The sequence below is a fragment of the Wocania arenilitoris genome, from assembly GCF_021728535.1.
GTDB classification, from domain to species: Bacteria; Bacteroidota; Bacteroidia; order Flavobacteriales; family Flavobacteriaceae; genus Wocania_A; species Wocania_A arenilitoris.
Genome location: NZ_JAKKDU010000017.1, coordinates 1 through 22,500, shown reverse-complemented (window position 1 = coordinate 22,500; position 22,500 = coordinate 1). Strand labels below are relative to the sequence as shown.

Here is a 22,500-nt window from a genome sequence, read left to right as displayed (position 1 = left end):
TCGCCACTACTAACGGAATCACTTTTGTTTTCTTCTCCTCCGGGTACTTAGATGTTTCAGTTCTCCGGGTTCGCCTCCTTAAAGGATACTATATCTTCAATATAGTGGGTTGCCCCATTCGGATATCTGCGGATCAATTCATGTGTGCTGATCCCCGCAGCTTTTCGCAGCTTATCACGTCCTTCTTCGCCTTTGAGAGCCTAGGCATTCCCCATACGCCCTTATTTAGCTTATTGTACTTTTTGCTTTTTTAATGAGTTATATTTAGCTCCTTGCTTTTGGCTATTAGCCTTTAGCTTATAACTAAATATATGATTAATTAGATATCGCTCGTGATTCTAATTAATCGGAATTATTATTACTTAAAATTAAACTTAATGTCTAATTTTAATTTCATGTATCTTTTTTCAATATGTCAATGAACTTTACGACGACGCCTAAGCGCCATCTGGCTCCTACGTTAAAAATGTCTACTAGACATTTTCTTAACATTTCGACCCTGTGGAGAATATCGGAGTCGAACCGATGACCTCCTGCGTGCAAGGCAGGCGCTCTAGCCAGCTGAGCTAATCCCCCGTTTCTTTAAGTTGACAGTCCACAGTCTGCAGTATGCAGTCGCTTGTTGCCGACTCTTTGGTGGATAGTCCTCTTCTAGATTTTCCTTTTCAATTTGTAATGAACGTATAAAATCAATTCTTTATTAAATAATAAATTATTTAATAACAAAATCAACCTTAGGTTGTAGTCTCAGGCAGACTCGAACTGCCGACCTCTACATTATCAGTGTAGCGCTCTAACCAGCTGAGCTATGAGACTGTTTATAGTCTTCAGTTTTCAGTCTTCAGTAATACTTATTACTGACCACCGTTTTCTGGTGACTTATTATTTTAAATTAACAGCTAATAGAGAATAAACTATCTTTCGTAATAGTTATGATACTTTTTAGTCGTCTTTCTCTAGAAAGGAGGTGTTCCAGCCGCACCTTCCGGTACGGCTACCTTGTTACGACTTAGCCCTAGTTACCGATTTTACCCTAGGCCGCTCCTTACGGTGACGGACTTCAGGCACTCCCAGCTTCCATGGCTTGACGGGCGGTGTGTACAAGGCCCGGGAACGTATTCACCGCATCATGGCTGATATGCGATTACTAGCGATTCCAGCTTCACGGAGTCGAGTTGCAGACTCCGATCCGAACTGTGATAGGGTTTATAGATTCGCTCCTGGTCGCCCAGTGGCTGCTCTCTGTCCCTACCATTGTAGCACGTGTGTAGCCCAGGACGTAAGGGCCGTGATGATTTGACGTCATCCCCACCTTCCTCACAGTTTGCACTGGCAGTCTTGTTAGAGTTCCCATCTTTACATGCTGGCAACTAACAACAGGGGTTGCGCTCGTTATAGGACTTAACCTGACACCTCACGGCACGAGCTGACGACAACCATGCAGCACCTTGTAAAGTGTCCGAAGAAAAGCCGATCTCTCAGCCTGTCACTCTACATTTAAGCCCTGGTAAGGTTCCTCGCGTATCATCGAATTAAACCACATGCTCCACCGCTTGTGCGGGCCCCCGTCAATTCCTTTGAGTTTCATTCTTGCGAACGTACTCCCCAGGTGGGATACTTATCACTTTCGCTTAGCCACTCAGACCGAAGTCCGAACAGCTAGTATCCATCGTTTACGGCGTGGACTACCGGGGTATCTAATCCCGTTCGCTCCCCACGCTTTCGTCCATCAGTGTCAGTTCATTATTAGTAATCTGCCTTCGCAATTGGTATTCTATGTAATATCTATGCATTTCACCGCTACACTACATATTCTAACTACTTCATAATAACTCAAGATAACCAGTATCAAAGGCAATTCTACAGTTGAGCTGCAGACTTTCACCTCTGACTTAATTATCCACCTACGGACCCTTTAAACCCAATGATTCCGGATAACGCTTGGATCCTCCGTATTACCGCGGCTGCTGGCACGGAGTTAGCCGATCCTTATTCTTACAGTACCGTCAAGCTCCCTCACGAGGGAGTGTTTCTTCCTGTATAAAAGCAGTTTACAACCCATAGGGCAGTCTTCCTGCACGCGGCATGGCTGGATCAGAGTTGCCTCCATTGTCCAATATTCCTCACTGCTGCCTCCCGTAGGAGTCTGGTCCGTGTCTCAGTACCAGTGTGGGGGATCCCCCTCTCAGGGCCCCTACCTATCGTTGCCATGGGGTGCCGTTACCACTCCATCTAGCTAATAGGACGCATACTCATCTTATACCGTATCCTTTAATGTCATCCCCATGCGAGGTCGACATACTATGAAGCATTAATCCAAATTTCTCTGGGCTATTCTCCAGTATAAGGTAGATTGTATACGCGTTACGCACCCGTGCGCCGGTCGTCAGCAAAGTGCAAGCACTCTCTGTTACCCCTCGACTTGCATGTGTTAGGCCTGCCGCTAGCGTTCATCCTGAGCCAGGATCAAACTCTTCATCGTTAATTTGTACTGCTCTTGACTTATAAGCTTTACGCTATATGTCTTAAGCATTTTAACAACTAATTAGAATCTCTCTAGTACTCAAAATGGTCTATTCTCTTTGTTGATTAATTCCGTTTCCAGTTTTAATCTTACGCTGTCAATTCAATATGTTTATGAACTTTTTATCTCTTTACTTAAACTCGTTTCCTCGTTTAGCGGGTGCAAATATAAAACCCTTTTTTATCTCTCACAATACTTTTTTATCTTTTTTTGAAAAAAAATTATCATAGCCTTTTTTATCTTTAAATCGATAACTATAAATGAACTTATTACAAAACAATTTTACCCGTTTTGAGCGTGCAAACATACTACCCTTTTTTATTTACACAATGACTTTTTTGCCTTTTTTTTATCACTATCTTTTTGTCTGTTTTAATAAACTCGTTATCTGAGGGTTATAGCTAATATTTTTTTGTTTTTTTAAAAATTACAAGGTGTTATCGCGTATGAAAATGCTAAGTTGAACGATTTTTGATGCACGAAAACGATTGGTTGTATGATGACTTACTTATATTGTTATTCTATTATTAATACTTTTATTATAGTAGATAAACTTATATTTTACACTATGAATTATTTCTTGGTCTTTTTAAGAATAAATTGAATGTTACTCTAATAAATGCATTTTGCTAACTTAAACGCGTTAGGGATTGAACGGCTTGTTGGAGCTCCCGACGCAGGAGGAGCGACTAGTGAAAGCCCGACCCATTTTATGGGGAACGCCATTAAAAAAATTATACCTATATATATATTGTGTGGATTTATTTATACTAGTATCTTTGCAAACTGAATTTAATTTATTTTAATGAGACATATTACTTTACCAGATGGCAGTTTAAAAACGTTTGAAGATAACGTTACACCAATGGATGTTGCTAAAAGTATTAGTGAAGGGTTTGCGCGAAATGTGATTTCGGCAAGTTTTAATGGTACAACTGTGGAAACTATTACTCCTTTAACAACTGATGGCTCTCTAGTTTTATACACTTGGAAAGATGATGCTGGTAAAACTGCTTTTTGGCATAGTAGTGCGCATGTTTTGGCTCAGGCGATTGAGGAATTGTACCCTAATGCTAAACTTACTATTGGACCTGCTATTGAAAATGGATTTTATTATGATATAGATTTTGGTAAGCATACGATATCTGAAAAAGATTTTAAGGCTATTGAGAATAAAATGTTGGAGATTGCACGTGGTAAACACGATTTTAAAATGCGATCTGCTAGTAAGGCTGAGGCTTTAGATTTATATAAGGGTAATCCTTTTAAAAAGGAGCTTATTGAAAATTTAGAGGATGGTACTATTACATTTTGTGATCACTCTACTTTTACTGATTTATGTCGTGGTGGACATATACCTAATACTGGTATTATAAAAGCGGTTAAAGTTTTAAGTGTTGCTGGTGCGTATTGGAGAGGTGATGAAAACAAACCGCAGTTAACACGTGTTTATGGCATTTCGTTCCCAAAACAAAAAGAGCTTACTGAGTATTTACAAATGCTTGAAGAGGCTAAGAAGCGTGACCACAGAAAGCTTGGTAAAGAGTTGGAGCTTTTTACGTTTTCGCAAAAGGTTGGTCAAGGTTTACCGCTTTGGCTGCCTAAAGGTGCTGCATTGCGCGAGCGTTTAGAAAACTTTTTAAAGGCCGCACAAAAGAAAGCTGGTTATGAAATGGTAGTAACACCACACATTGGCCATAAAGATTTATATGTAACATCTGGCCACTATGCTAAATATGGCGAAGATAGTTTTCAGCCAATAACAACTCCTAGGGAAGATGAGGAATTTTTGTTAAAACCTATGAATTGCCCGCATCACTGTGAAATTTACAAAAGCAGCCAGTGGAGTTATAAAGATTTACCGAAACGTTTTGCTGAATTTGGAACTGTTTATAGATACGAACAAAGTGGCGAACTTCATGGTTTAACTCGTGTAAGAGGTTTTACTCAAGATGATGCTCACTTATTTTGTACTCCAGATCAGTTGGATGAAGAGTTTAAAAACGTTATTGATTTAGTGCTTTATGTTTTTGGTTCTTTAGGGTTTGAAAATTTTACTGCACAAGTTTCTGTAAGGGATCCTGAAAATCCAGACAAATATATTGGTGATCCTGAAAATTGGGAAAAAGCAGAACAAGCTATAATTAACGCCGCTGAGGACAAAGGTTTAAATTATGTAATTGAAACTGGCGAGGCAGCATTTTATGGTCCGAAATTAGATTTTATGGTAAAAGATGCGTTAGGAAGACGTTGGCAACTAGGTACAATACAGGTAGATTATACACTTCCTGAACGTTTTGACTTAACCTATAAAGGCAGTGATAATGAGTTACATAGACCTATTATGATTCATCGTGCTCCTTTTGGGAGTATGGAACGTTTTGTGGCTTTGTTATTAGAACATACAGGAGGTAATTTCCCACTTTGGCTAATGCCAACTCAAGCAATTATTTTGTCATTAAGTGAGAAATATGAAAAATACTCTGAAAAAGTTTTAAATTTGCTAGAAAATGACGAAATTCGCGCCCTTGTAGACCACAGAAGTGAGACTATAGGGAAGAAAATTCGTGAAGCAGAAATGCAAAAACATCCTTATATGATTATTATTGGAGAGCAAGAAGAGAAAGAAGGCAAGATTACTGTAAGGCAACATGGAGGCGCAGATTTAGGTATGATTAGCATAAATGCTTTCTCTGAAATAATAAAAGAAGATATTAAAAAAACGTTGAAATCATTTTAACACACAATAAAATAAATAAGTTTAATTTAAAACCATAACGCCATAGCAATTAGAAGAAGACATCAACCTAGAAGGGTTTCACAAGAAGATAAGCACAAAATTAACTCTAAGATTACTGCTCAAAAAGTACGACTTGTTGGAGATAACGTTCAAATTGGTATTTATACTAAAGGTGACGCTATGAGAATAGCCAATGAGCAAGAATTAGATTTAGTGGAGATTTCTCCAAATGCTGATCCTCCTGTTTGTAAGGTTATGGATTATAAAAAGTTTCTTTATGAACAAAAGAAACGTGAAAAAGCTTTAAAAGCGAAGGCTACTAAAGTTACCATTAAAGAAATTCGTTTTGGCCCAAATACAGATGACCATGATTACGAATTTAAAAAGAAGCATGCAGAAAAGTTCTTAAAAGAAGGTGCTAAATTAAAGGCATTTGTATTTTTTAAAGGACGATCGATTATATTTAAAGAACAAGGTCAGATATTGCTATTACGTTTGGCACAAGACCTAGAAGAGTTTGGAAAAGTTGAGCAAATGCCTCGTTTAGAAGGAAAACGAATGACTATGTTTATTGCTCCAAAAAAGTAACAACAAAAATACTAAAGGTATAAAAATAAGATGCTGAAACAAGTTCAGCACTAAAGTAATTAAGCGAAATAATTAAAAAACTAGGAGAAAATGCCTAAAATGAAAACAAAATCTAGTGCTAAAAAGCGTTTTAAGCTTACAGGTACTGGTAAAATTAAAAGAAAGCACGCTTTTAAGAGTCATATCTTAACAAAGAAGTCTAAAAAGCGTAAGCTTGCGTTAACTCATGATACTTTAGTACATAAAGCTGACGAAAATAATATTAAAACTATGTTACGATTAAAGTAACTAAAGTTTTAATCGGTTAAAACAATTTATAAACCCTGGAGTTAGGCAAAAATAAAAGTGTTGATTATCATTAACCGCCTACTACAAAAAACAATTAAAATTATGCCAAGATCAGTAAATTCTGTAGCCAAAAGAGCCAGAAGAAAAAAGGTAATAAAACAAGCAAAAGGCTATTTCGGGCGTCGTAAAAATGTTTGGACAGTAGCAAAAAATGCGGTAGACAAAGCGATGCAATACTCGTACAGAGACCGTAGAAACAAAAAAAGAACATTCCGTGCTTTATGGATTATGCGTATTAATGCAGGAGCTAGAGAACATGGTTTATCTTATTCTCAATTTATGGGAAAATTAAAAGCTAATGATATTGAATTAAACCGTAAGGTTTTAGCAGATTTAGCTATGAATAACCCAGAAGCTTTCAAAGCTGTAGTAGAGAAAGTAAAATAAGGCTTATCGCCTATTGTAAAACATATTATTCGCTTAATAAAAATCCGGTTCTTAATTGAGTCGGATTTTTTTTATTCTATTAGTTGACTCTCCTTTAAGATTAAACCATCAGTTTTTTGTTTTTAAAGTTTATACCATTTTTATTAAACAATTTCAGGAATAGCACTCAAGACATAATTAATAATTAAATAAAACCCTCTTTTGTGCGGTTTTAATTGTATCTCTTTTTGAAAAAAATTTCATTTAACAAATGTACCGTTTTGTATTTAGGTTAAGTTTGCTTGATGTATTAATTAGTATTCAAGTTTAATTTTACGCAACCTTTTTTAAGTTTGTTCATCTATAAATTAAACCCTAAATTTATAATTATGAAAAAGAGTGTAATATTTGTTTTAAGTTGTTTTTTTGTTTTTTCAAGCTGTTCATTGAATGAATCGGACTCTTCAGCTCCTCAAGAGATAGAATATTATTGGCACTTAATCCAAGTAACAGGTGGTGTAGCTGGAATTGATGAAAGGTTTGATGTTGATACTATAGTGTGGAATTTTGATGATGATACTGGTACTCTTACAGTTGATAATAATAATACAGATGATAGCATTGAAGATGGCTTAGACGGTGGAACTTATAGTTTTTCTGTATTAGATATTGATGGTAATACTTACCTTTTAGTTGATGATGAAGAAATAGGAAGTTTTAATGTTAACCAGAGTACATTTACACTTGACACAAATAAAATGTCTACAGGAACTGGTGCGGATGGATTTATTTATTTATTTCAATTAGAAACTAGAGCGGTTACAGGAAGTTAACTTTTATTAATCTTGTTAACTGCGGTTTTAAACTCTCTCCAGTTTATATAACCATCATTATCTTTATCGTAACCTTCAATAAGTTTTGTGAGGATACAATACCACGAATAAATCCAATTATTTCAGCATCTTTTAAGAGCTTAACTATTTCTTTTTTTGATAGTTTTCCGTTTCTGCTTTTATCAAAAAATTAAAAGCATCTTCTGGAGTATTAAAGTGATTTGTAATTACTATTTGAATTTTTCTGAGTATTTGTTTTTTAGAAGCGATAGAGGTATAATATTACATATTCTAAATTAAAAAAAATTACGTTTTCTGTTTTTTCTTTCTAGCCGCAGGAAACAATACATTATTTAAAATAAGACGATAACCTGGAGATGTTGGATGCAAATCTAATTCGGTTTTTGCATCTCCAACACGGTGTTGATAATCTTCTGGATCATGCCCTCCGTAGAATGTAAAAAAACCTTTTCCTTTAATGCCATGGATATATTTAGCTTCTTCGTTTAATTTGTTTTCACCCATTATCAATACATTGGATTTTATATCTTCTCTTGTAAACGAAGTTGTTTGTCCCATAAACCCCTTTACTAAAGCCGTATGATTTTGGCACAACATGGTTGGGATTGGATCCCATTTAGCTGAAAATTCCATTAGTGAAAAATAATCTGTTGTTTTTGATATCCTGCGTTTTCTAGTCATATCAATTGAAGAAAACTCATAAACTTTCGGATTTGTTTCTAAAGTGTAGTTTGTAAAAGCAAAAGTTTTAGTATAATCTATTTTGCTTTGGTATCCAGGTGTACTTCCGTCTCCATCAAACATGGGTTCGCAAATATCAATACCTTCAGCAGATAAAGCTATATCAAAACTATCTGTAGCACTACACATAGCAAACATAAAACCACCACCAATTACATAATTTCTAATTTTTAAAGCAACATCTAGTTTAGCTTCAGAAACTTTACTGTAACCTAATTTTGCAGCCAATTCTTCGGCTTCTTCTTTTTCTTTTATATACCAATTTGCTGCTCTATATGCACCATAAAACTTGCCAAATTGCCCCGTGAAATCTTCATGATGCAAATGCAACCAATCAAATAATAATAAGCCATCGTTTAAAACTTCTTCATCATATATAGTTTCATAAGGAATCTCAGCGTATTGTAAAACCATAGTTACAGCATCATCCCAAGGCTGCTTTCCATAGGGTGTATAAACTGCAATTTTTGGCACTTTTTCTAAAACTACAGCTTCCATATTTTTACTTGGACTACTTATATCTTCAAGAATACTTTCTGCTTTTGAATTAGAAATAACTTCAAACGACACCCCTCGAATTTGACACTCACGCTGAATATCACCTGTATCAGGTAATAAAAAAGAACCACCACGATAGTTAAGTAACCATTTTACTTTTAGCTGTTTACCAAGTGTCCAGTAGGTTATCCCGTAAGCTTTTAAATGATTTTTTTGAGTTTCAGCATCCATTGGAACGAGAATGTAGGATGCAAAAACATTTAATGAAATGAAGATGAATATAATGATTAGCAGGGTCTTTTTCATAAACCGAAAGATAATCAAAATTTATTTTTAATATGAGTAGTTTAACAGGAGTTTAATTCTTAAAATGGAACGTCACTTTCCTCATCATCGTTAAACGAGCTACCAAAGGCCTGGTCTGGACTTGCTTTAAAGTTATCGGATTTAAATGTATCATCATTTGCAGCAGCATTCATTTTAGAATGAAACTCGAAAGGCGAATCAAAATCATCTAAATTATCAAACTTTCCTAAATGCCCTATAAACTTTAAGCGGATGTTTTCCAGTCCTCCATTACGGTGCTTAGCCACAATAAATTCTGCTTGTCCTTCGGTTGGTGTTCGCTCTTCATCATCCCATTCATCAATTTTGTAATACTCTGGTCTGTAAATAAAACTTACAATATCTGCATCTTGTTCAATAGCTCCAGATTCACGTAAATCTGATAATAACGGACGTTTGCTCCCTCCACGGGTTTCAACTGCACGAGATAATTGCGATAGGGCTATTACTGGAACATTCAATTCTTTTGCCAAAGCTTTTAGGTTTCTTGATATCATCGAAATTTCTTGCTCTCTGTTTCCTCCATGACTACTTCCGCCAGTCATTAATTGTAAGTAATCAATCATGATGAGTTTTATACCGTGTTGGGAAGATAATCGTCTGGCTTTAGCACGTAAATCAAAAATTGAAAGTGATGGTGTATCATCAATAAACAGTGGTGCTTTTTCTAAACCTTTAACCTTTACATTAAGTTGTTCCCACTCATGTTTTTCAAGCTTTCCTGTTCTTAACTTCTCTGACGATAATCCTGTTTCGCTAGAAATTAAACGCGTAATCAATTGAACAGATGCCATTTCTAAAGAGAAAAAAGCTACTGGAATATTTTGATCTACAGCAATATTTCGTGCCATAGACAAGGTTAAGGCTGTTTTACCCATACCAGGACGTGCTGCAACAATAATTAAATCGGATGGTTGCCAACCAGAAGTTAATTTATCAAGCTTATTAAATCCTGTTGGAATACCACTTAACCCTTCTTTATTAGAAATTTCTTCAATTTTCTTTTTTGCTTGAATAACTAAATCTTGAGCTGTTTCACTTGATTTTTTAATATTACCTTGTGTAACTTCGTATAATTTAGCTTCGGCTTTATCTAATAAATCGAAAACATCCTTTGTTTCATCATAAGAATCTTCAATAATTTCACTAGAAATTTTTATTAAACTACGCTGAATAAATTTTTGTAAAATAATACGTGCATGAAACTCAATATGAGCTGAAGATGATACTTTTTGGGTTAACGAAATCAAATAAAAATCACCACCACTTAATTCAAGCTTAGAGTTTTTCTTTAACTGTGTAGAAACGGTTAATAAGTCGACTGGTTCGCTGTTTTCGAATAATTGAAAAATAGCTTCAAAAATATGCTGATGCGCTTCTTTGTAAAATGCTTCTGGACTTAAAATATCAATAACCTCATCAACTCCCTTTTTATCAATCATCATCGCTCCAAGAACAACTTCTTCTAAATCAAGTGCTTGAGGCGGTATTTTCCCTTTTTCAAGACTAATAATAGTGCTTTTATCTACTTTGTACCCTTGGATTTGACTTGGCTGTTTCATAGCTACGAAAGTAATTAAATTACGCGTGTTTTGTTAGACAAAGTGAGTTTGTATTGTTAACCTATAGTTAACAATTTAACTGTTAATAACTTATAAATATTGTCGATAACCATAAAAAAATCTGAAGTTAACAACTTCAGATTTTACTATGTTATGATTTTTAAAGGTTTAGCCTTTATAAACACCCATTTGGGCATATTTTTCCATACGCTGAGACACTAAATCTTTTGGTGATAAGTTTTTAAGCGCATCAAAAGTTTTTAAAATTGTAGTACTTACTGTAGTAAATGTATGTTCTTTGTCTCTATGGGCTCCACCAAGTGGCTCTTTTATAATTTCGTCTACTAATTTTAACTTCTTCATATCAGTAGCTGTTAGTTTTAAAGCTTCTGCTGCCGTTTCTTTATGCTCCCAACTACGCCAAAGAATAGAAGAACAGGATTCTGGAGATATTACAGAATACCAAGTGTTTTCAAGCATAAGCACCTTGTCGCCTACGCCAATACCTAATGCACCGCCAGATGCACCTTCACCAACAACTATGGTAATAATTGGCACTTTTAAGCGTGTCATTTCTAAAATATTTCTAGCAATGGCTTCTCCTTGGCCGCGTTCTTCTGCTTCTAAACCTGGGTAAGCCCCTGGAGTGTCTAATAGCGTTACAACAGGAATTCCAAATTTTTCAGCAGATTTCATTAAACGTAATGCTTTACGGTAGCCTTCTGGATTTGCCATCCCGAAGTTTCGGTATTGTCTTGTTTTTGTATTGTAGCCTTTTTGCTGGCCAATAAACATAAAACTCTGGTCGCCTATTTTTCCTAAGCCGCCAATCATGGCTTTATCATCTTTAAAATTTCTGTCGCCATGCAACTCTAAAAATGTATTACCACAAATAGCATTAATATAGTCCATGGTATAAGGTCTATTAGGATGACGTGATAATTGCACACGCTGCCAAGGTGTTAGGTTTTTGTAAATATCTTTTTGGGTAGCTTTTAATTTCTTTTCAATTTGTTCGCAAGTTTCAGTAACATCAACTTCACTTTCCTCTCCAATTATTCTACATTTTTGTAGCTGATCTTCAAGGTCTTTTATTGGTAATTCAAACTCTAAGTATTCCATAAGAATTTTTAGTTTCAATTTAGTTAGTGTACAAATATAAAAACTTTAATTATGATACGTTAATATGTGGGTTTTCTTTTTATTGCTCTCATATTTTTTATAATACCATTTAGCATTACCGTTGCAATAATTACAAAGGCACCATAATAAAACTCGGTACTCATTTTTTCTTTTTCAGGAAATAATAAAATAGCTAATAATATCCCATAAAGAGGTTCTAAGTTATAGGTTAAAACTACTGTATAGGGGCTAATAAGTCTCATTACATAAACTGAAGCAATAAAAGCATAAGCTGTACAGATAGAGGCTAAAATAAAAAGGTAACCAAAATCTGAAGTACTAAGATTGAAAAAATCTGTTGAAAACCCTTCTCCAAAAAAGAAAATAAAAATTGAAATGAATAACACACCACTTAAAAATTCGTAAAAAGAAATAACTGTTGCTGTGTGTTGCTTTAAATAACTACCATTAAGCACTGCAAATAGTGATGATAGGAATGCAGATGATATGCCTAAAATAATGCCATTTATATATTTAAATTCGCTTTGTGTAATTACAAAAACACCTATAACAATCATTATTCCGAAAACAATTTCGTACCAAATAATTGCTCTTTTGTATATAAGAGGCTCTATAAAAGAAGCAAAAAAAGCACCTGTTGAGAACATAGCTAAAGCAATGGAAATGTTTGCCTCGTCTATAGATCCAAAAAAAGTAATCCAATGTAAAGCTATAATGATACCTGCTAATGAAAATTTAATGATAGTCTTTGGGGAAGCTTTTAATTTCACCTTTGCAACTTTAATATAAATAAGCATCAAAATAGAAGCCATAACCATTCTATACCAAACTAATGGAATGGCTTTTATGGTAATAAGCTCTCCTAAAATTGCGGTAAAACCTGCAATAAAAACTAAAAAATGAAGGTGTAAATAGTTTTTGAGTTTAGCGTTTGGCATTGCGTAAAAGGTATATAGCTAAAATACCAAAAATAACATTAGGAAACCAAGCTGCAATTAATGGTGAAAAGTCTGATTGTTCTGCCATAACTCCAAAAATTTTATCGAAGAATACAAAAACCATTGCTATACAAATACCAACGGCTAAATTAACACCCATACCACCACGTCTTTTTATTGATGATACAGCAACCGCTATAATGGTTAAAATAAAAACAGAAACTGGCAAACTCCATTTTCTAAAAAGCACCAACTGATAACGTCCTATATTAGAAGACCCCCGCTTTTGTTCTTTTGCAATAAATTCTTTTAATTCGCCGTAACTTTTCGTTTCTGCAGCATATATAACAGGGGTTAAATCGTCAACATCAAAAGAAAATAACGTATCCTTTCTTTTCTCTTTTTCTATAATATCATCAAACTCACCAATCGTACGCTTTTCATAATTTTTTAATCGATAAATAGTATCACTTTCAATATACTTTATGGAGTTCGCTTTTATTTTATAAATGAGTTTATTGTCTTTAATATGCTCTAAAGTAAAATTACTGCCCTCTTTCTTTTTAAGATTGAAGCTACTTACGTAAATAAAATCGTTATCGTTAATTTGTCTAAAAACGTTTAAGTTATCTGCTACTTTCCTATGTTTATTAAGGTATTTATACTTAAAATCGTTAAACCCTTGGCTTGCCTTTGGTGCTAAATACAAACCCATAATTAGTGCAATAATAGCAACGAAAAAAGCACCAAACAGATATGGCTTTAAAAATCTTGAAAACGATACACCCGAGCTTAAAAAAGCAATAATCTCAGTATTATTGGCTAGTTTAGATGTAAACCAAATTACCGATAAAAATAAAAATAAAGGAAATAATAAATGTGCAAAATAGATTGTAAAGTCTAGCAAGTATGCCATAACAGCTCCAAAAGGGACTTCGTTTTCAAGAATTTTACCAATCTTTTCGGCAAGGTGCACTGTAATTCCTATGGGAATAAACAAGAGCAACATCATAAAAAATGTAAACAAATAACGCTTTAATATGTACCAGTCTAATATTTTCATCCTTTCTCAACCTCTTCAAAGAAAAGGTGTTTTTGTAATTTATATTATTCTTAAAAAACTAAATAACGTTTCTCTTTTAAAGGCGTTTATCCATTTGTTTTACTATTTTATCTTTCCAAGTTTTAAAATCTCCTGCTAATATATGTTTTCTCGCTTCGCGAACCAACCATAAATAAAACCCTAAATTGTGTATGGTAGCTATTTGCTTTCCTAACAACTCATTAACGGTAAACAAATGTCTTAAATATGCTTTACTGTATTCGGTATCTACAAATGTAATGCCCATCTCATCAATTGGCGAAAAATCATCTGCCCACTTTAAATTTTTAATATTTATTGAACCATTAGCTGTAAACAACATCCCGTTTCTGGCATTACGTGTTGGCATTACACAATCAAACATATCTACACCTAACGCAATATTTTCTAAAATATTGATTGGTGTACCAACACCCATTAAATAACGCGGTTTATCTTCAGGTAGAATTTCTGTAACTACCTCAGTCATGGCATACATTTCTTCAGCTGGTTCGCCTACTGATAAGCCTCCAATAGCATTACCAACTGCTCCAGTATTGGCTATATATTCTGCCGATTGTTTACGTAAATCTTTATACGTGCTACCTTGAACTATGGGGAAAAATGCTTGATTATAATCGTATTTTAAAGGTGTTTTTTCTAAGTGATTTATACAACGGTCTAACCAACGATGCGTCATGTGCATCGATCTTTTTGCATAATTATAATCACACGGGTATGGTGTACATTCATCAAAAGCCATAATAATATCGGCACCGATACTACGTTGAATTTCCATCACATTTTCAGGTGTAAAAGTATGATAACTGCCGTCTATATGACTTTTAAACTTTACACCTTCTTCTTTTATTTTTCTATTTGCTGAAAGTGAATATACTTGGTAACCACCAGAGTCGGTTAAAATGTTTCTATCCCAATTCATAAACTTATGCAATCCTCCAGCTTTTTCAAGAATATAAGTTTGCGGACGTAGATATAAATGATATGTATTACCAAGAATAATATCAGGATTAATATCATCTTTTAATTCTCTCTGATGCACGCCTTTTACAGTGGCCACCGTACCAACAGGCATAAAAATAGGGGTCTCTATAACACCGTGATCGGTTGTAATTTTTCCTGCCCTAGCTTTACTTAGAGAATCTTTTGCTTTTAATTCAAACTTCATCAATATAACCGTATAAGTTCGCAAAGATAAATAAGTAAATTTCATTAATTTATTAATAAATTTATAATTGTTAGCAAATCTTAATATTTAGTTAATAAGTGCCTTAAATCTCTTTGCTTTAGCTTTAAAAAAAGTCTATTTTTGCAGCTTAAAAATTAACTATCACAACATGCCAAACACACAGCAATTAGAAGATTTAACAACTCAAGTTCGTAGAGATATTTTACGAATGGTACACAAAGTAAACTCTGGTCACCCTGGGGGTTCATTAGGATGTGCAGAATTTTTTGTAGCACTTTATAGTGAGATTATGGACAGAAAAGACCAATTTGATATGGATGGTATTGGTGAAGATCTTTTCTTTTTATCAAACGGACATATTTCCCCAGTTTATTACAGTGTTTTGGCTAGAACAGGTTATTTTTCGTCAGATGAGTTAAATACCTTTAGATTAATTAACTCACGTTTACAGGGGCATCCTACAACGCACGAAGGTTTAGAAGGCATTCGTATTGCATCGGGTTCTTTAGGTCAAGGCATGAGCATTGCTTTAGGTGCTGCACAAGCTAAAAAACTGAATGGAGATAAACACTTAGTGTATTCTTTACATGGAGATGGCGAATTACAAGAAGGACAGAATTGGGAAGCCATTATGTATGCATCTGCAAAAAAAGTAGATAATTTAATTGCCACAGTTGATTTAAATGGAAAACAAATTGATGGTGCCACAGATGATGTTTTACCAATGGGAAGCATTAAAGCTAAATTTGAAGCTTTTGGTTGGACAGTGATTGAGATTGAAGAAGGCAACAATATAGATGCTATCTTTAAAGGAATGGCTAAAGCAAAAGCAGAAACAGGAAAAGGAAAACCAGTTTGTGTTTTACTAACTACCATGATGGGTAATGGTGTAGATTTTATGATGCACACACACGCGTGGCACGGTAAAGCTCCTAACGATGAGCAATTAAAAAGTGCTTTAGCGCAAAATCCAGAAACTTTAGGTGATTATTAACCATCAATCAAAAACAAAAATGAAAACGTACACTTACACAGAAAAAAAAGATACACGAAGCGGATTTGGCGCAGGATTAACCGAGCTTGGTAGAACTAACCCTAACGTTGTAGCACTATGTGCAGATTTAATTGGGTCGTTAAAAATGAATCAATTTATTGAAGAAAACCCAGAACGTTTTTTTCAAGTGGGTATAGCAGAAGCCAACATGATGGGCATAGCAGCTGGTTTAACCATTGGCGGAAAAATCCCTTTTACAGGTACCTTTGCTAACTTTTCTACAGGTAGAGTTTACGATCAAATTCGTCAGTCTATTGCCTATTCAGGTAAAAACGTAAAAATATGTGCATCGCATGCTGGATTAACTTTAGGTGAAGATGGCGCAACTCACCAAATTCTAGAAGATATTGGATTGATGAAAATGTTACCCGGTATGACTGTTATTAATACTTGTGATTATAACCAGACTAAGGCAGCTACTATTGCTATTGCAGACCACGAAGGTCCCGTATATTTACGTTTTGGAAGGCCAGCTGTACCAATTTTTACTCCAGAAGATCAAAAGTTTGAAATAGGTAAAGCTATTAAACTTACCGAAGGAACTGATGTTACTATTGTAGCAACCGGACATTTAGTCTGGGAAGCTTTAGAAGCTTCTAAAGTTTTATTTGAGCAAGGTATTTCGGCTGAAGTCATTAATATTCATACTATTAAGCCTTTGGACGAAAAAACTATTATAGATTCGGTTACAAAAACAGGTTGCATTGTTACTGCTGAGGAACATAATTTTTTAGGTGGCTTAGGAGAAAGTGTTTCAAGAACATTAGCGTTGCACAAACCAACTCCGCAAGAGTTTGTTGCCACTAACGATACTTTTGGTGAATCTGGAACACCAGCTCAGCTCATGGAAAAGTATGGTTTAAATAGCACATCAATTGTTAAAAAAGCACAAGCTGTAATTAAAAGAAAATAATTCAATACATTATTTATAAAAAAAGGTTCTTTCATTAAATTAAAAGGAGCTTTTTATTTTAACAACTTCATTGTTTAAGAAATAATTAACGTTTGGCAGCGTTTTTGATACTATAATTCAAAATCACAAAAAACGACAATTTATGAAAATTTTAAAACAATTTTACGAACACAAAAATGAAATTAAAAACCCTATTAGTAAAAATTTATTTTTTATTACCTTATTATTTTTAGTATCGATTTCTAATGCTACATATGCTCAAACAGTAAGTGGCTTTGGATTTAAAGCAGGTTTAAATTACAACGCCAATGGAAACTATTTTGAATCTATAAGTAACAATGCCCAAAACCCTGATAGAAATATTGGCTACCATTTTGGGGTTTTTGGCAAATTTGGTAAACAAATTTACTTTAAACCAGAACTGATTTACACAAGCACAAAAAGCGATTACACTAGCAATACTTTTGAAATGCAAAAAATTGATGCCCCTATGCTGGTTGGTATTAAAGTGTTAGGACCAATTAGTGTTTTTGGCGGACCATCATTTCAATATATATTAGATACTAATTTTAAAGCCTCAGATCTTTCAATTAACAAAATAGAAAATGATTTTTCGCTTGGACTAAATTTTGGTATCGGACTAAACTTTAAAAAACTTGGTATAGATGTTAGATACGAAAGAGGTTTAAGCAACAACGAAGCTTCCTTTTTAGACAACAACGGTATTAATGTGGACAACAGATTAGATACACGCCCTGATCAACTTATTTTAAGTTTATCTTTAGTCTTATAAATGTAACTTATATTTAACAAAAAGAGGTCGTCTAAAAAGCAATTTTTAGGCGATTTTCTTTTTGGTATTTTTCAGGTTTAGAATTTGGTTTTGAAGTTTTGAATAAAAATCTTCAAAATTAAAATAGTTAAAGTGCTTTTATATAGCTAAACTGTGCTTTTTAAGGTTATGTGCCATTGCAATTAAGCCTATCTCTACATTTACATTGTCGATTCCTCTTAACATAAAGCGTTTAAAGTTCATATTTTATGCGAATCAAGGGTTGAGAATATAATAAAAAAACAAGCTTAATTAATTCAAAACAAACGATTCAAACCTGCTTAAGTTATTGATTTTTAGTATCTTAATAGTCAATTTCAACAAGATTATTTTGGATACAAATCTCAACAACAAGGATTACAAGTTAGTAATAATTTATTATTACATATGTGAAAAGTATGAAGAAAGTTTACAGTTTGATTGCCAACGCTTCAGTAACAATAATGAGCCTAAGCTTACAGACCAAGAAATTATAACCATATATTTATTTGTGATGCACTATCAAGGTATTTTTTAAAATAAAACAAATCCATCAATTTGCACAAGACTATTTAATGAGTTGGTTTCCCAACTTAGGGAGCTACCAAGCTTTTAACAATAGGCTTAATAGAATCTCAGGCTCAATGAATACTTTAGTGGAGCATCTTTTAAAAAATTTTAAACCTAATGATTGTGTTGTGATACTCATAGTTTATTGGATTCTATGCCTATTATTACTTGTTTAGCAAAGCGTTCAGGCAAAGTAGCGAAAGAAATAACAGATAAAGGTTATTGTTCTACTAAAGGAATGTATTATTATGGTATGAAACTTCATGCTCTAGGGTTTCGTCGTATAAATAAATTACCGCACCCTGAACAAATTGTATTTACACATGCTTCGGTAAATGACCTTGCTTTATACAAAGACCTTTGGTCTGAAATAGAAAACCGTACATTCTTTGGTGATAAAATATATAATAATGATAGCTTTTTCCAAAACATGAAAGCAACTTTCAATTCAGAAATGTTGACTCCTGTAAAAGCTGTCAAAGGAATGACCAATGCTTTAAAAAAGCTTGATAGAGCTACAAACGACCTATACTCTAGAGCTGTATCGAAAATTAGACAGCCAATAGAATCGCTCTTTAATTGGCTTATTGAAAAAGCCAATATACAAAAAGCTAGCAAGGTGAGATCTACTAAAGGTTTAACTTTACATGCTTATGGTAGACTTGCAGCGGCTTTTATAATATTAATCTTTTAACCCTTGATTCGCATTATACTTTAAATAACATCCTAGGATGATAACTTGATGTACCGCCGCCTTTGTAACTTTTCTCTAAAGCGCTGATATCTATATTATCAATAATCGTATTTACTATGCGAACGGGATGATTTATTGGAACTAAATCATAACTGGGTGGTAATAGACTTAACTGGGCTTGATCGTATCTCTAAACTTCTGTTTTGCTTATTCTTAAAGTTAATCATTAACTCAAAAATTTGCAAAAAAAAGACTGCCGTTTAAGACAGCCTCTTTTTTGGTTTTATTTATCTATTACAATTAAATATTGTAGTTTATCGTAATATTTATGTCAAGGTAATCATCAATTCCATCATCATTAGAATCTTTAACTGTAACCGTTTTAATTGTAATTACACCATCACTTTTAGACCTACTAAATTCAAATTCTTTTTCTCCAAGAACAGGTTCTTCTTCTGCTTGATTAGTATCGACAGTATATATTTTTTGTTCTAGTTCATCAAAGGTAGCCACACCATCACCATCATCATCTAAATCAAGATAATCAGGATTATTATCGCCATCAGTATCATCATGAGTTACGGTATCATCTTCAGGGTCAGCAATAGTAAATTCGCCATCACTGTTTATATCTTCATAATATGAAGGCAGACCATCATTATCATGATCGCTTTCAGAAACTTGAAATAAATCAAACTTAAAAATAATTGATGAGTAGGACGGGATTCCTGTTGTAGGTGTACCAAAATACCCCAAGCCAGAAGGCAAAAACATAACACCAGCTCCATGGTTTGTGTAATCTACTGTTCCATCGTTTTGAATCATAAATGTTTCCGCACTCTTAAAAAAAGGCATTACTTTTCTCCAACCAGGTACTAAATTTAATAAATCAAAATTTACTGGGTTAACAGCACTATCAAAAACTTCATTATCTAAAGTAAAACCTTCGTAATTTACACGAACTTGATCCGAAAAGTTAGGAGATTTTCCTCCTGCATTAGGATTTAAATTAAGAATATAAAACTCATAGTTTGCACCAGAAAAAGTTACCGTTTTCAATTCTACATCATCCATTAATAATTTGTTATTATCAGGATCTGGAACACCACCACCAGACGGTAGTGCTGTAATTATTAAGTCTTTGGTACTTGGATTTGGATTTGACACAAATGCACTTGCATTATAATAATGACCATTTAAGTATTTAACTAAAGAGTCTTTATCCATGGCTTGTTGCTCGGTTCTATCCCTTAGTGGAATTTCTGTAAAACCGCCACCATCATCATCTTTATTACAAGATAAAACCCCCACTAATAAACATAAGATAGATAAAGCTATTTTTCCTTTTCTCATTATTAACTATTTTTGAGCCGCAAGATACAATTTTAATATAGTTTTGTACAACAACATTAACGTAGTTTTTAGAATAATTGTATGCGTATAGACAAGTATTTATGGTATATTAGGTATTACAAAACCCGATCGATAGCAACAACAGCTTGCAAAAAAGGACAGGTTAAAGTAAATAATGATGTTGTTAAGCCTAGTAGAGAGGTATTTGCACAAGATGTTATTGAGCTAAGGAAGAATCAAATTAACTATAAATTAAAAGTTAATGATATTCCTGAAAGTAGAATTAGTGCAAAATTGGTTGATATTTACAGAACAGATATAACACCAAAAGAACAATTTGAAGCTCAAGAGCTTTTAAAATATGCTAAAGATTATTACAGAAAAAAAGGGGTTGGAAGACCAACAAAAAAAGATAGAAGAGATATTGATGATTTTACTGATAAAAATGAGTAATTTTAAGCTTTAATTTAATTACAATTTATGACTACCACTAATAATGTGATTTTAACGCATACTGAAATTAATCATAAAATTAGACGCATTGCTTTTCAGATATATGAAAATAATGTGAATGAGAACGAGGTTATATTAGCTGGAATTGATAGTAATGGCTATATCCTTGCAAAAAAATTAAAAACTGCTCTTAGTAAAATATCTGATATAAAACCGATACTTTGTAAAGTTAGTATTGATAAAAAGAATCCTTCATCTAAAATTAAAACATCTATTTCTGCAACTGATTATAAAAACAAATCTTTAGTTTTAATTGATGATGTTTTAAACTCTGGCACCACTCTAATTTATGGTGTAAAACATTTTTTAGATGTCCCACTAAAACAATTTAAAACAGCTGTTTTGGTAAATAGAAATCATAAAAAATATCCTGTTAAAGCTGATTTTAAAGGAATTTCATTATCAACATCTTTACATGAGCATGTAAGTGTTGTTCTAGAAGGTAAAAATTTTAAAGCTGTTTTAGAATAATTGTAGAATAATATCTTCAACAATATCATCCTTGGTTTTTCCATCAATAGAAACTTGTATTTCAGCTTGATTATAAAATTGAACACGTTCAAAAAGATGCTTCCCAATAAATTCAGCCATGGCATCTTCAGTTTCAATATGTGCAATAAGTGGACGCTTTGCTTTTTTTCTCATCAACTTTTCAGTTAATGTGGTAATTGAGGCTTTTAGGTATATACTTTTAACATTATCATCATTAACAATTACATTCATATTATTACTATAACATGGCGTACCACCACCAACTGATAAAACAACATTATCTTTTGAGTTTAAAACCTTATTTAAATAAACATGCTCTTGCTTTCGAAAGTAAATTTCCCCTTTAGATTTAAAAACATCAGTAACAGATAAATTTTCGTTTTCTTCTATTAAATCATCTAAATCAATAAAATTATAACCTAATTTATTTGCTAATTTTTTACCAATTGAGGTCTTTCCAGAAGCCATATATCCAATTAAAACTATGTTCATTTTTTTGTTGCAAATTGATTATTAAAAACATCCATTTTTGAAGCACAAAAAAACAAAAATTAATTCATAAAAAGTATTGTTTTATTAATTAAACATTTTATATTTGCACCCGCTAACAGTAATATTGTTAGCTATATTATAAATTAATGACCTGGTAGCTCAGTTGGTAGAGCATCTCCCTTTTAAGGAGAGGGTCCTGGGTTCGAGCCCCAGCCCGGTCACTAAATAGGATATCATCCGAAATCAAAACCTTGCTAATTTTATGATTAGCAAGGTTTTATAGTTTTTAGTCAATCATTTAATTTGATATGATTTGGTTTTAAAAAGGTCACAAATCGTCAACATTTAAATTCGTAAAAAAATTGTTGACGATTATCCTTGTAACCTGCTGATTATATGAGTAATAGTTGATTTGACTTTCGTCATTAAATGTTTAACACTTTAAAGGCGACAACTATGCGTACTTCTTCAACATTTTCTATCCTTTTTTGGATATATACCGCACGTGTAAAAAACAATCAAACTGACATTTACGTTCGAATAACTGTTTGTTTAACGTCAGCAAAAAGTGAACTTTTATAGGTTGATTTTTAAGAGAGAAAAAAGATTATAATTTTAACCTTAAAAATCATTACAATGAACAGAGAACACAATGCAAAATCATTAATCA

Annotated in this window: 20 protein-coding genes, 3 tRNA genes, 2 rRNA genes and 1 pseudogene (1 of these 26 only partly in view); 12 read left to right on the top strand and 14 right to left on the bottom strand. The window is 33.4% G+C overall.

The genetic code is table 11. From position 1 onward, the window contains the following. From L3X37_RS13115 to L3X37_RS13100, 4 genes are all read right to left on the bottom strand, one after another. Positions 1–236: ribosomal RNA gene (locus tag L3X37_RS13115) — 23S ribosomal RNA — on the bottom strand; it reaches 2,591 nt to the left of the window's first position. A gap of 266 nt (positions 237–502) precedes the next feature. Beyond that, a tRNA-Ala gene (locus L3X37_RS13110) sits at positions 503–576 on the bottom strand. A gap of 166 nt (positions 577–742) precedes the next feature. Beyond that, a tRNA-Ile gene (locus tag L3X37_RS13105) sits at positions 743–816 on the bottom strand. Positions 817–960: 144 nt separating this feature from the next. Next, positions 961–2,482, bottom strand: a 16S ribosomal RNA gene (locus L3X37_RS13100). Together the 16S and 23S rRNA genes with 2 tRNA genes alongside form the textbook arrangement of a ribosomal RNA operon. Before the next feature lie 847 nt (positions 2,483–3,329). On the opposite strand from L3X37_RS13100, the gene thrS reads away from it, so the two are divergent. From thrS to L3X37_RS13075, 5 genes are all read left to right on the top strand, one after another. Further along, complete coding sequence (gene thrS / locus L3X37_RS13095; protein ID WP_237240623.1) at positions 3,330–5,264, top strand: threonine--tRNA ligase; 1,935 nt, start codon at positions 3,330–3,332, stop codon at positions 5,262–5,264. A gap of 48 nt (positions 5,265–5,312) precedes the next feature. Next, a complete protein-coding gene (infC, locus tag L3X37_RS13090) occupies positions 5,313–5,852 on the top strand; it encodes a translation initiation factor IF-3 (RefSeq protein WP_369409905.1) in 540 nt (179 codons plus the stop codon). A 90-nt stretch (positions 5,853–5,942) separates the two neighbouring features. Next, the gene (gene rpmI, locus L3X37_RS13085; protein ID WP_040250651.1) at positions 5,943–6,140 is read left to right on the top strand and encodes a 50S ribosomal protein L35; all 198 of its coding nucleotides are present in this window, start codon (positions 5,943–5,945) and stop codon (positions 6,138–6,140) included. Positions 6,141–6,242: 102 nt separating this feature from the next. Further along, a complete protein-coding gene (gene rplT / locus L3X37_RS13080; RefSeq protein WP_237240622.1) occupies positions 6,243–6,587 on the top strand; it encodes a 50S ribosomal protein L20 in 345 nt (114 codons plus the stop codon). Positions 6,588–6,955: 368 nt separating this feature from the next. Beyond that, a complete protein-coding gene (locus L3X37_RS13075; RefSeq protein WP_237240621.1) occupies positions 6,956–7,399 on the top strand; it encodes a hypothetical protein in 444 nt (147 codons plus the stop codon). On the opposite strand, the gene L3X37_RS13070 is transcribed toward L3X37_RS13075, so the two are convergent. The 7 genes from L3X37_RS13070 to tgt form a co-directional block, all read right to left on the bottom strand. Then, on the bottom strand, positions 7,396–7,479 hold the full coding sequence (locus L3X37_RS13070) for an EF-hand domain-containing protein (protein WP_237240676.1): 84 nt from the start codon (positions 7,477–7,479) through the stop codon (positions 7,396–7,398). The genes L3X37_RS13075 and L3X37_RS13070 overlap by 4 nt on opposite strands. 226 nt (positions 7,480–7,705) lie before the next feature. Next, positions 7,706–8,890 carry an asparagine synthetase B gene (locus L3X37_RS13065; protein WP_439654840.1) on the bottom strand — a complete coding sequence of 395 codons (1,185 nt, stop codon included), beginning with the start codon at positions 8,888–8,890 and terminating at the stop codon, positions 7,706–7,708. A gap of 134 nt (positions 8,891–9,024) precedes the next feature. Continuing rightward, positions 9,025–10,566 (bottom strand): replicative DNA helicase, encoded by a 1,542-nt coding sequence (gene dnaB, locus L3X37_RS13060; protein ID WP_237240619.1) that lies wholly within the window; start codon positions 10,564–10,566, stop codon positions 9,025–9,027. Positions 10,567–10,734: 168 nt separating this feature from the next. Next, positions 10,735–11,688: an acetyl-CoA carboxylase carboxyltransferase subunit alpha gene (locus L3X37_RS13055; RefSeq protein ID WP_237240618.1), complete on the bottom strand. Its 954-nt coding sequence runs from the start codon at positions 11,686–11,688 to the stop codon at positions 10,735–10,737. 59 nt (positions 11,689–11,747) lie between these two features. After that, entirely contained in the window at positions 11,748–12,647 is a 900-nt protein-coding gene (locus tag L3X37_RS13050; protein ID WP_237240617.1) for a DMT family transporter, read from the bottom strand. After that, positions 12,634–13,710 (bottom strand): LptF/LptG family permease, encoded by a 1,077-nt coding sequence (locus L3X37_RS13045; protein WP_237240616.1) that lies wholly within the window; start codon positions 13,708–13,710, stop codon positions 12,634–12,636. Before L3X37_RS13045 ends, L3X37_RS13050 begins: the two co-directional genes overlap by 14 nt. Before the next feature lie 76 nt (positions 13,711–13,786). Next, the gene (tgt, locus tag L3X37_RS13040) at positions 13,787–14,917 is read right to left on the bottom strand and encodes a tRNA guanosine(34) transglycosylase Tgt (protein ID WP_237240675.1); all 1,131 of its coding nucleotides are present in this window, start codon (positions 14,915–14,917) and stop codon (positions 13,787–13,789) included. Positions 14,918–15,086: 169 nt separating this feature from the next. Between tgt and L3X37_RS13035 the strand changes: the two genes are divergently transcribed. The 4 genes from L3X37_RS13035 to L3X37_RS13020 all read left to right on the top strand — a co-directional run bounded on the left by L3X37_RS13035 (position 15,087) and on the right by L3X37_RS13020 (position 18,980). After that, positions 15,087–15,932, top strand: coding sequence for a transketolase (locus L3X37_RS13035; protein WP_237240615.1), 846 nt, complete (start codon positions 15,087–15,089; stop codon positions 15,930–15,932). Between the two features lie 19 nt (positions 15,933–15,951). After that, positions 15,952–16,905 (top strand): transketolase family protein, encoded by a 954-nt coding sequence (locus L3X37_RS13030; protein WP_237240614.1) that lies wholly within the window; start codon positions 15,952–15,954, stop codon positions 16,903–16,905. 142 nt (positions 16,906–17,047) lie between these two features. Continuing rightward, the gene (locus tag L3X37_RS13025; protein ID WP_237240613.1) at positions 17,048–17,698 is read left to right on the top strand and encodes an outer membrane beta-barrel protein; all 651 of its coding nucleotides are present in this window, start codon (positions 17,048–17,050) and stop codon (positions 17,696–17,698) included. Between the two features lie 709 nt (positions 17,699–18,407). Beyond that, positions 18,408–18,980 carry a transposase gene (locus L3X37_RS13020; protein WP_262910831.1) on the top strand — a complete coding sequence of 191 codons (573 nt, stop codon included), beginning with the start codon at positions 18,408–18,410 and terminating at the stop codon, positions 18,978–18,980. A gap of 16 nt (positions 18,981–18,996) precedes the next feature. Here the strand turns inward: L3X37_RS13020 and L3X37_RS15535 are convergent. Further along, positions 18,997–19,167 (bottom strand): annotated as a pseudogene (locus L3X37_RS15535) (transposase); the annotation flags it as partial. A gap of 113 nt (positions 19,168–19,280) precedes the next feature. Continuing rightward, on the bottom strand, positions 19,281–20,333 hold the full coding sequence (locus L3X37_RS13015; protein WP_237240611.1) for an FKBP-type peptidyl-prolyl cis-trans isomerase: 1,053 nt from the start codon (positions 20,331–20,333) through the stop codon (positions 19,281–19,283). Positions 20,334–20,414: 81 nt separating this feature from the next. Here L3X37_RS13015 and L3X37_RS13010 point away from each other — a divergent pair, with 81 nt between their 5' ends. Beyond that, positions 20,415–20,786 (top strand): RNA-binding S4 domain-containing protein, encoded by a 372-nt coding sequence (locus L3X37_RS13010; RefSeq protein WP_237240610.1) that lies wholly within the window; start codon positions 20,415–20,417, stop codon positions 20,784–20,786. Between the two features lie 27 nt (positions 20,787–20,813). Then, positions 20,814–21,317, top strand: a complete 504-nt coding sequence (locus L3X37_RS13005) for a phosphoribosyltransferase family protein (RefSeq protein ID WP_237240609.1) — start codon at positions 20,814–20,816, stop codon at positions 21,315–21,317. Here the strand turns inward: L3X37_RS13005 and L3X37_RS13000 are convergent. Next, the gene (locus L3X37_RS13000; protein ID WP_237240608.1) at positions 21,309–21,830 is read right to left on the bottom strand and encodes a shikimate kinase; all 522 of its coding nucleotides are present in this window, start codon (positions 21,828–21,830) and stop codon (positions 21,309–21,311) included. The two genes, L3X37_RS13005 and L3X37_RS13000, sit on opposite strands and share 9 nt — an antisense overlap. Before the next feature lie 148 nt (positions 21,831–21,978). On the opposite strand from L3X37_RS13000, the gene L3X37_RS12995 reads away from it, so the two are divergent. Beyond that, positions 21,979–22,051: transfer RNA gene (locus tag L3X37_RS12995), tRNA-Lys, on the top strand. Positions 22,052–22,500: the final 449 nt, after the last annotated feature.

Bases quoted from the DNA above. Each gene is read 5' to 3' on its own strand.
- L3X37_RS13050 (WP_237240617.1), bottom strand. From the start codon at position 12,647: ATGCCAAACGCTAAACTCAAAAACTATTTACACCTTCATTTTTTAGTT.
- L3X37_RS13000 (WP_237240608.1), bottom strand. From the start codon at position 21,830: ATGAACATAGTTTTAATTGGATATATGGCTTCTGGAAAGACCTCAATT.
- L3X37_RS13015 (WP_237240611.1), bottom strand. From the start codon at position 20,333: ATGAGAAAAGGAAAAATAGCTTTATCTATCTTATGTTTATTAGTGGGG.
- rpmI (WP_040250651.1), top strand. From the start codon at position 5,943: ATGCCTAAAATGAAAACAAAATCTAGTGCTAAAAAGCGTTTTAAGCTT.
- L3X37_RS13035 (WP_237240615.1), top strand. From the start codon at position 15,087: ATGCCAAACACACAGCAATTAGAAGATTTAACAACTCAAGTTCGTAGA.
- L3X37_RS13005 (WP_237240609.1), top strand. From the start codon at position 20,814: ATGACTACCACTAATAATGTGATTTTAACGCATACTGAAATTAATCAT.
- thrS (WP_237240623.1), top strand. From the start codon at position 3,330: ATGAGACATATTACTTTACCAGATGGCAGTTTAAAAACGTTTGAAGAT.
- L3X37_RS13025 (WP_237240613.1), top strand. From the start codon at position 17,048: ATGAAAATTTTAAAACAATTTTACGAACACAAAAATGAAATTAAAAAC.
- L3X37_RS13030 (WP_237240614.1), top strand. From the start codon at position 15,952: ATGAAAACGTACACTTACACAGAAAAAAAAGATACACGAAGCGGATTT.
- L3X37_RS13010 (WP_237240610.1), top strand. From the start codon at position 20,415: ATGCGTATAGACAAGTATTTATGGTATATTAGGTATTACAAAACCCGA.
- L3X37_RS13065 (WP_439654840.1), bottom strand. From the start codon at position 8,890: ATGGATGCTGAAACTCAAAAAAATCATTTAAAAGCTTACGGGATAACC.
- dnaB (WP_237240619.1), bottom strand. From the start codon at position 10,566: ATGAAACAGCCAAGTCAAATCCAAGGGTACAAAGTAGATAAAAGCACT.
- rplT (WP_237240622.1), top strand. From the start codon at position 6,243: ATGCCAAGATCAGTAAATTCTGTAGCCAAAAGAGCCAGAAGAAAAAAG.
- L3X37_RS13075 (WP_237240621.1), top strand. From the start codon at position 6,956: ATGAAAAAGAGTGTAATATTTGTTTTAAGTTGTTTTTTTGTTTTTTCA.
- L3X37_RS13055 (WP_237240618.1), bottom strand. From the start codon at position 11,688: ATGGAATACTTAGAGTTTGAATTACCAATAAAAGACCTTGAAGATCAG.
- L3X37_RS13045 (WP_237240616.1), bottom strand. From the start codon at position 13,710: ATGAAAATATTAGACTGGTACATATTAAAGCGTTATTTGTTTACATTT.
- tgt (WP_237240675.1), bottom strand. From the start codon at position 14,917: ATGAAGTTTGAATTAAAAGCAAAAGATTCTCTAAGTAAAGCTAGGGCA.